The sequence below is a fragment of the Reyranella soli genome, assembly GCF_007992495.1.
Taxonomy (GTDB): domain Bacteria; phylum Pseudomonadota; class Alphaproteobacteria; order Reyranellales; family Reyranellaceae; genus Reyranella; species Reyranella soli.
The window spans coordinates 1-7,623 of the sequence record NZ_BKAJ01000272.1 but is presented as its reverse complement, the minus strand read 5'-3'; the positions used below and the strand labels follow the sequence as shown (position 1 = coordinate 7,623).

Sequence of the window (7,623 nt, the reverse complement as noted above, 5' to 3'; positions counted from 1 at the left end):
GCCTGCCTGAGGTCACCATGGTTCACCGGAACCCTCATGGTCATTGGCTGAAGGTCGAACGGAGCGCGCGGCCCATACGGCTGTCTTTGCATGGTAACTCGGCTTCTCCAACGTGCCCCTTTGGCTTTCTCCACGTCTAATTCGTCGCCAACCTCTTGGGCATTGGACTGAAGTATTAACCCCAACGCCGATTCAAGCCGGCCACATTGCTGACATCGACGTTACTAACCAGTGGCTTTCTGGGCCGTTAAGCATTCCGTGCAAAACTGAGGCGGCCGCTGCCCTAAAAGCTTTCGTTTCGAGCCCCTGTTTCAACCTTGAGAGCGAGGCGGCCCCCGCATGTGGCAGGGCGCACCCATGCGGGCTGCAATTGGGTAAGCAGCGAGAGCTGCCGTACACAATCCGGTGTGCAAGGATGTGTGGTCGAGGCAAAGGAGGTACCCACGACATCTGTCCCCGTCTGGCAGAGCGGGCGGATCAGCGGTCGCGACTGGCGGCGCGGGCAGGCCAACCTGCCGTCACGGGCGGAGGTGATTCGCAAGCTGGTCGAGCAGGCTCTAGTGAAGGGGACGCGGAAAGTGCCATCCTCTGCAAGACGATCAAATGAGGGGAGGACAATGGCGCTCCTGTTAAGGATCCTTGGCTACGGTTGGCTTGTGCTTGGTATCATCCTGATTGTTCTTATCTACTCCGTGCTGTTTTCCGCGCGCTGGCCGATTGTTGAAGACGTCATTGGAGCGGCGCTGATTTTATTGCCTGGATTCGCAGCGATTGCCCTCGCGGCCGCAGTTGAGCGACGCAAGGCGCTGCGCCTTGCGCGAGGTATCTCACAGGGACGGCGAGTGTGAGGCGAAGCGGGGCAAAGAGGCACGGCTTGTTTAGGCTAAGGCATACGCTCGGGCCGTCGACGCTCCGGCTGACGATCTGGCGCCTCGAATTACATCAATGCACTGGAAAAGCTCTGGATCAGGTTTGCAATGACCCGGTACGCACTCGACTGCGGTGGTGTCCACCTGCGACGCGCAGAACAAGAAACTGCACTGGTGGAACGAGTACCGGCTGCAGGCCAGCCGTGGATGGTCGCGTGCTTGGCCGTCCCCACTTGATCAAAGCTTGACCGACCTGGGACGCCTCTGCTGGAGGCCGACCGCTATGTGTCGTGGGAGGTGGTAGGCCGGCCCTTTGTTCGGCCCTATGGGGCCAGCCTGCCAGAACTGCTCAGTCAACCCATGGCTAATTTCATTCTATTGCCTCCGACGTGGGAACGGCGCTTCATGCAACCGATCTGGCCGCGTACCCTATGCCCCAACTTGTCGAAGAGCGCCAATTCCACACCCAGCACCGAGCCATCACCTTTTTGCAGGTGCGAGCGGGCTCTCCATCGTGGTGTGCCTTCAAACAAAGATGGACATTCTCGGTTTAATTTGCTTGCGCAGCGGACTGGCCTCTGTGTGTTGAGAAAGCCTTTTGACGTCGCAAGAAATGTTGCCATCAACTGGTGGAACCATGGAATCGCCCGACAAGTGGTTGACGACGGTAGAAGAGGAAAACGCGGCCTTCCGCAGGAAAACAGGCGCGATCAAATTGGCCGTCTTCCGCGGGATAGCATGCCTGCTTGCCTTGCCCCGACGATTGACCAAGGCAATGCACGGCGATGGATCGGCGCCCTCCAAGCATGATTATCAGCTTCCCTGGCTGCCGCTCTTGCCCGCCTTGAAGGCAACGCCCATGCACGATCCCCGGGACCACCCGTGGACGCAACGGCTGCGACAGGTCGAGCCCGAAATCAAGCAAGAGCTTGCCAACGCTCAAAAATCCTTCTCGCAGGCCCGTTACGATTCGGACCTCAATCCGAAGCGTTGGACAACATACTATTTTTACCTGCTAGGCCGGCCTGTTCGAGAGCACCTTGCTGCCTGCCCGCGGACAGCGGAGTTGTTGCGGCAGGTTCCACACAACAGCTTCCACGTCTGCTTTTCTGCCATTGAGCCGGGGGGGCCCTACATCCTCACTCTGGTCCGACCAATGGAAGCTTGGTGGCCCACCTCGGACTGGAGGGGTGCGCGGGCTCACGTGTGTGCGTGGCTGGCAACTCTGCAGAATACCGTGACGGCGAGGTTCTCGTTTTCGACGACAGCTTCGTGCATTGGGTAGAACATGCGGGAACGCAGATGCGCTACACTTTGATGATCACCTTTTGGCACCCTGAGCTTACGTGGCCCGAGCGGATTTTCTTGAAACAGGTCGTTCGCACCGCCCGATAGCGTTCCGCATCGCCGATGGCGACTCGCCGATCGGCGCCACGTGGACACGCCGCGAGCAGCGATCGTCCCGGCATCGCCAGTGTCGAGATCAATTCCAGCTTTGCGCTCAGCCATTAATCGCCACGATCTCGGCTTCATCTGACGGCAGCCGGCCTTGAGCGGCTTCGATAGCTCGCGTCGGACGGCGGCTCGATAAGAGCCCGGCAGGTCTGGCGCCGAGCGTCTTGGCCACCCGTCCTAAGATGACAACGCCGACATTGACGGCACCACACTCTAGCCGTGCGGTGTAAGCCGGAACAATCTCTGCTTCCGCCGCAGAGCACGCTCTACGTTTTTCCGATCAGAATTCACCGTTGGTGACGCGGCGCTCAAGCGCGCCTTGCATTGCTATCATCAAGCCTGTTCGGTCGGCGTGATCAGGTGGCTTGTGGTGCTCATTGAAGTTGTACGCATCCGGTGAAGCGTGCGGAATTGAGGTTTGGTTTGCGGTGCCAGGCTGCCTCTGCATCCACGTGGGGCTCACGCTAACGCGCTCATGTGGTCGCGACCATAAGGCTTCCGCACCGCCAATGGCACAAGGGGCATCCGAGGACAGCATTCGTTCATGCCAAACATGATTGCGCTGACTGCGTCCGTGGAATTCCTCGCCGACAACTGGCGCGCTAACGCAAACTGGTGACATCGCCGAATGGATCCTGCGATTCGACGAGATGCGCCGGCAGCAGCACCCGAGCGAGAGAGCTGTACACGGTGAGTGTTTTACCAAGCCCAAGGTGCCCGTCGGCACGGAACTTCTGCAGGTGCTCGTGGATGCTTAGAAGGCTCTGCCGCGAGGATCTTTGCCAGCATGACTTCGGTGACGCGTGCGAGCACCGGCGCAGCGTCGCCATTGGTATCGAGGCTCGCCAGGATCAGCAGCGTCCGCGCAAGTCGTTTTTCGATGGAATTGACAGCATGATCGACCTGCTCCTCCTCGAGCGATGCCGCGCGACGCATCATGTGCAGAGCGAAGTCCCGCGCGAAAACTGGATCGGTCCGCAGCAGCTTCTTTACGGCGTCCTTGGACAAGCGCACAACGGCACTCTCCAGCAGAGCCGTGGCGGTGGTGTTGTGCTTCTCCTCGCCGAGCGAGCGGGCGCCGAAGAAAGTGCCGGGGCCCTGGATGGCGATGACGTTCTGCTCGCCATCCGCCGATCGCGCGCCGATCGCGATGGCTCCGGAGTTGAGATAGTAGAGACTGTAGGCTCGTTCGCCCTGACGATAGACGTCGGTGTCAGCGGGGAGAACGAGCGCCGTGCCGACCTTGTCGATGGCCGAGGGGCGGTTGCGTGGAGACTGGCCGCGACCGGACGGAAACAACGGAAACACTTTCAACGTTAACCCTTCGTTCGTGTGGCGGCTTCATCACGAACCCCCTGAACGAGCAAAGCGGTGGCTTGGTTGCCATGTGAATTGCTTCTGGGCGCGTCGGTTCATTGGCGGTCTCGCTCTCGTCCAAGCCGAAATCGTCCCGTGCTTCGATGCGGCTGACATAGACGGTCGCGAGTTCGTTTTCCACGTCCTTGAGTTCCCGCAGCCAATCCATCCTTGTCGCTGTGTTGCGGCCAGCCAGCCGCTCGAGAGCGATCAGGCTCGCTTGCCGGTGAATCGCGCCGCGCGCCTCCCAGATCATCAGTTTAAGTGCGGCACGCAGGCTCGAACCGTCGAGCTGGTTAATGAGTCGATCGAGATAGCCACGAAGCTCCGACCCCCGCAGCTGCGGCGGTCCTGCATCAGCGCGCCGCCTGTTCCTGTACTCCAATGCAGCATTCCCTTCGTCTTTTGCTTTGCGGTATCGGTGCCGGCAGATTCGTCGCAGATAACGCTTCGAATGCGTCATCCCCATCGTGCAGGCAAACACGGTGTACGCTGACACCGCGACCTTCGGCGCCGTTAACGTGAGCTGCGTTCGAGCCGATGCTCGATAGTCGTCGTTCAATAAGCGGTGATTGCAGAGCCTGCGCTCTGTTTATTTGCACATCTGATCCCAAAATCGGGCGGTTGCGTGAGCTCCTGCGGTTCAGGACAGGACAACGAAGTTCGGCGTCGGACAGTGAAGGCATTCATGGGCATCCGCTGTCGTTTTCACGACCGCTGGCTCGTTGGTTGCCCTCATTGCGTTGCTGGCCGGCGTCGCGCGCGTGGAGCCATCGCTTCGTCCTGAGGCGCCGCGACCGCGCGCTCCTGCCGAAGAGATCTGTGGCAAACGCGGCGCGAGTGAAAGAAGCGCTCGGAAAGGTGACGAGACGACGCCTGTGAAGTCGGAGGTCCACGCACGTTGCCAATTTCGTACCCGAACAGGCGACGACCAGGACGAGCTCGCAATTGTCTTTGGCCACCAGGACGTTCCGCGCACGAAGGCAGGGGTCAAACACGTTTGCCATCAGCGAGAGTGGTGCTCCAGGCGCGGTTGCATGATGGTCACTCTATCACATGGAAGATTGAGGTGTTCGCTTTTGGGCGATCCGACTTGCCGTCCGAGTTGTTTCTCCCGGCTGCGCAATCCTCCATCGGAAGGCGGCGTATCAGGCGCTTGAATTGGGGTCGAGCGATTCCAATAGATGATGGGCCAGATTTCGGCATCGTAGTTTTGTCTGATGCTCGTGAACAACTTGAGATAGAAATCACGTCGATCTCTCTCGCGCGGGCTGCGCGTTTTAATCTGTCGTTGTCATTACGCCACAGCTTAATCACGGGGTATTGCGGACAGCTGTGGTACCCGAGCAAAGGACGTGTGTGGATACCTGAATTGAGCTGAGCGATTGGGATGCGTTCGCCTCGGGGGGAGGCGCGTCGATAGGTGAATTGTGCCGTGGAGTCGCGGTCCTGTTGCCGTCGATTCCGGAACCGTCCTGACTCGCCCAAGTGTACGTCACGCACGCGGCCCGCGTGGCTTTCGGGAGGGTATGACATGGCTGTATCGTTTGCGTCCCAGGCGGTAATCAGTGGGCTTTCGAATCCGACGACCTTGCAGTTCGGGCCTGACGGAAAACTCTATGTCGCCCAGCAGGATGGTCTGATCCGAATCTACAATGTCACGCAGCCGGCGGCCGGCCAGTGGGCCGCCACGGAAACGCAGACGCTCGACATCATCAAGAGTATCCCCAACCATAACGATGACGGCTCGCTGAACACATCTATCGGCGAGCGGCAGGTCACCGGTCTTCTGGTTACCGGTACCGCCGCCAATCCTGTGATCTATGTGACGTCGAGCGACCCCCGCATCGGCAATTTCTGGGATCTCAACCTCGACACCAACTCCGGCATCCTCTCCAAGCTCACCTGGACGGGCAGTGCCTGGAGCAAGGTCGACCTGATCCGCGGCCTACCGCGCTCGGAGGAAAACCATTCGCCCAATGGGATGGTTCTAAGCGCTGACGGCACCAAGCTGTACCTGGCGCAAGGCGGCAACACCAACAATGGCGCCCCGTCGCAGTTCTTCTCCAACACCGCGGAGTACGCGTTGTCCGCCGCCATGCTGGAAGTCGACCTCACGGCGCTGGGGGCCATTCCCAACAAGGTCTTCACCTACGCGCCCGGCGTCACCAGCACCTACAAACACGACCTGCCGACGCTCGACGACCCGACGGTGGCCAACAACGGGGCGTTGGGCAACGAGACTGCAAGCGGGCTGGATGTCGGCGGCCCGTTCGGCGGCAATGACGGCCTGAACCAGACGATCCTGCCAGCGGATGCTCCGGTGCGCATTTTTGCGACCGGTCTGCGCAATGCCTACGACGTCGTACTCACCCAGGCGGGCAAGCTTTTCACTGTCGACAATGGTGGCAACGAGAGCCTCGGCGGCGCGCCCATTCTTGACGCCAGCGGCAAGCCGACCAACCAGTTCAACAACGGCGGCATCGGTAGCCCCGACCTGCTCTACCTGTTGTCCGACGGCAGCTACTACGGCCATCCCGATCCGACGCGTGGCAACCAGACCGGCGCCATCCTCGCCTATTCCGACGGTGCTCAGCCGCAGATCAACGCCAGCATTCCCAATGCCGCCGCCGCCGTGCCGACAGGCGTGCAGATCGCCCCCGGCTTCGTCATCGACCCCTCCAAGTTCACATCCTCGGCCGCCCGGCTTGCCCTGGAGGGCCAGTTCACCCCTGGCCAGCAGTCGCTGGCGCAATTCGGCGCCTCGACCAATGGCCTGATGGAGTACACCGCCACTGCCTTTAACGGCGAAATCAAGGGCGACCTCATCACGGCGTCGTTCGACGGCACGTTGAAGCTGATCCAGCTCGCCCCGGACGGCGTAACCATCCAGGGCGTGACGACGCTGGCAACGCCTGGCGGTACGCCGCTCGACCTAGTCCAGGGACCTGGAGGATCCATCTGGGTCGCCCAGATCGGTGCCGGCCAGATCCTGGCGCTGACGCCCAGCACGCAGGCCGCGGCGAGCGATCCGGACATGGACGATGATGGCCTGCTCAACACCGTCGATCCGTTCCAGGCCGACGCCGCCAATGGCTTCGGCACGTTCCTCGCAGCCAACGCCAGCCTCGACTGGAACTTCCAGTTCGGCGCCGGAAATACCGCGCCCGGACCCAACGGGTTATTCCTCGGTCTGACCGGCCACATGGTGAACGGCACGCGCGACTTCGTGGCGCCGGTCGAGCAGGGCGGCCTAGATCTCGCGAACGTCAAGATCGGCACCGCCGCCGGCGGCGGCCTCGTCGTCGTCGAGGAAGTGTCGACTGGAACGGCAAGCGGCAGCGCCAACACCGGCGAGTTCCTGTTCCAGACCGGCCTGGCGCTGGCGCCCGACATCCAGGCGTTCAATGTGAAGTGGACGGCGATCAATCCGTTTCCAGGACTACCTGCGGCCCCGACGGTCCGCGAGATCGGCGGGTTCATCGGCACCGGAGATCAGTCGAACTTCCTGAAGGTGGTGGCCGGGCCCAACGGCATGCTTTTCCAGCTCGAGAGCAACGGCGCTACCGTCGCCTCGCAGACCGTGAACGTGCCCGCTGTCGGCACGGCGCCGGCCGACAGCAGCCTAATCTTCGAGCTCCTGGTCAATCGCGCCACGTCGCAGGCAACGCCTTCCGTGACCTACACCGGCGCCAGCGGACCGGTGAAGGTAACCGGCAACCCCATCAGCCTCGCTGGCACCTCGATCCTGTCGGCGATCAACGATGACTACACCGTGCAGGGTAAGGACAGCGGCCTTGCCGTCGGCTTGTGGTCGAGCAACACGGGGGAGGGCAGCCAGAACACCTTCCAGGCATCGTTCGACGACATCCTCATCACCTCGACCGGCCCGGCAGGCCAACTCGTCAAGGCAGTGAATGTCGGCGGCGGGCAGGTAGCCGGC

4 protein-coding genes and 1 pseudogene are annotated in these 7,623 nt (G+C 61.3%); 3 read left to right on the top strand and 2 right to left on the bottom strand.

Annotated features, from left to right (window positions below):
- Positions 1 to 617: 617 nt before the first annotated feature.
- Entirely contained in the window at positions 618 to 848 is a 231-nt protein-coding gene (locus RSO01_RS45210; protein ID WP_147157194.1) for a hypothetical protein, read from the top strand.
- A 634-nt stretch (positions 849 to 1,482) separates the two neighbouring features.
- A pseudogene (locus RSO01_RS45205) lies at positions 1,483 to 2,264 on the top strand (aspartyl/asparaginyl beta-hydroxylase domain-containing protein).
- A gap of 759 nt (positions 2,265 to 3,023) precedes the next feature.
- Here the strand turns inward: RSO01_RS45205 and RSO01_RS45195 are convergent.
- On the bottom strand, positions 3,024 to 3,632 hold the full coding sequence (locus tag RSO01_RS45195; RefSeq protein ID WP_246159249.1) for a Crp/Fnr family transcriptional regulator: 609 nt from the start codon (positions 3,630 to 3,632) through the stop codon (positions 3,024 to 3,026).
- Positions 3,538 to 4,242: a hypothetical protein gene (locus tag RSO01_RS45190; protein WP_147157190.1), complete on the bottom strand. Its 705-nt coding sequence runs from the start codon at positions 4,240 to 4,242 to the stop codon at positions 3,538 to 3,540. The genes RSO01_RS45195 and RSO01_RS45190 overlap by 95 nt, the downstream gene beginning before the upstream one ends.
- A 972-nt stretch (positions 4,243 to 5,214) precedes the next feature.
- On the opposite strand from RSO01_RS45190, the gene RSO01_RS45185 reads away from it, so the two are divergent.
- Positions 5,215 to 7,623 (top strand): PQQ-dependent sugar dehydrogenase (locus RSO01_RS45185; protein ID WP_373868005.1); only part of this gene is annotated, 2,409 nt, incomplete at its 3' end.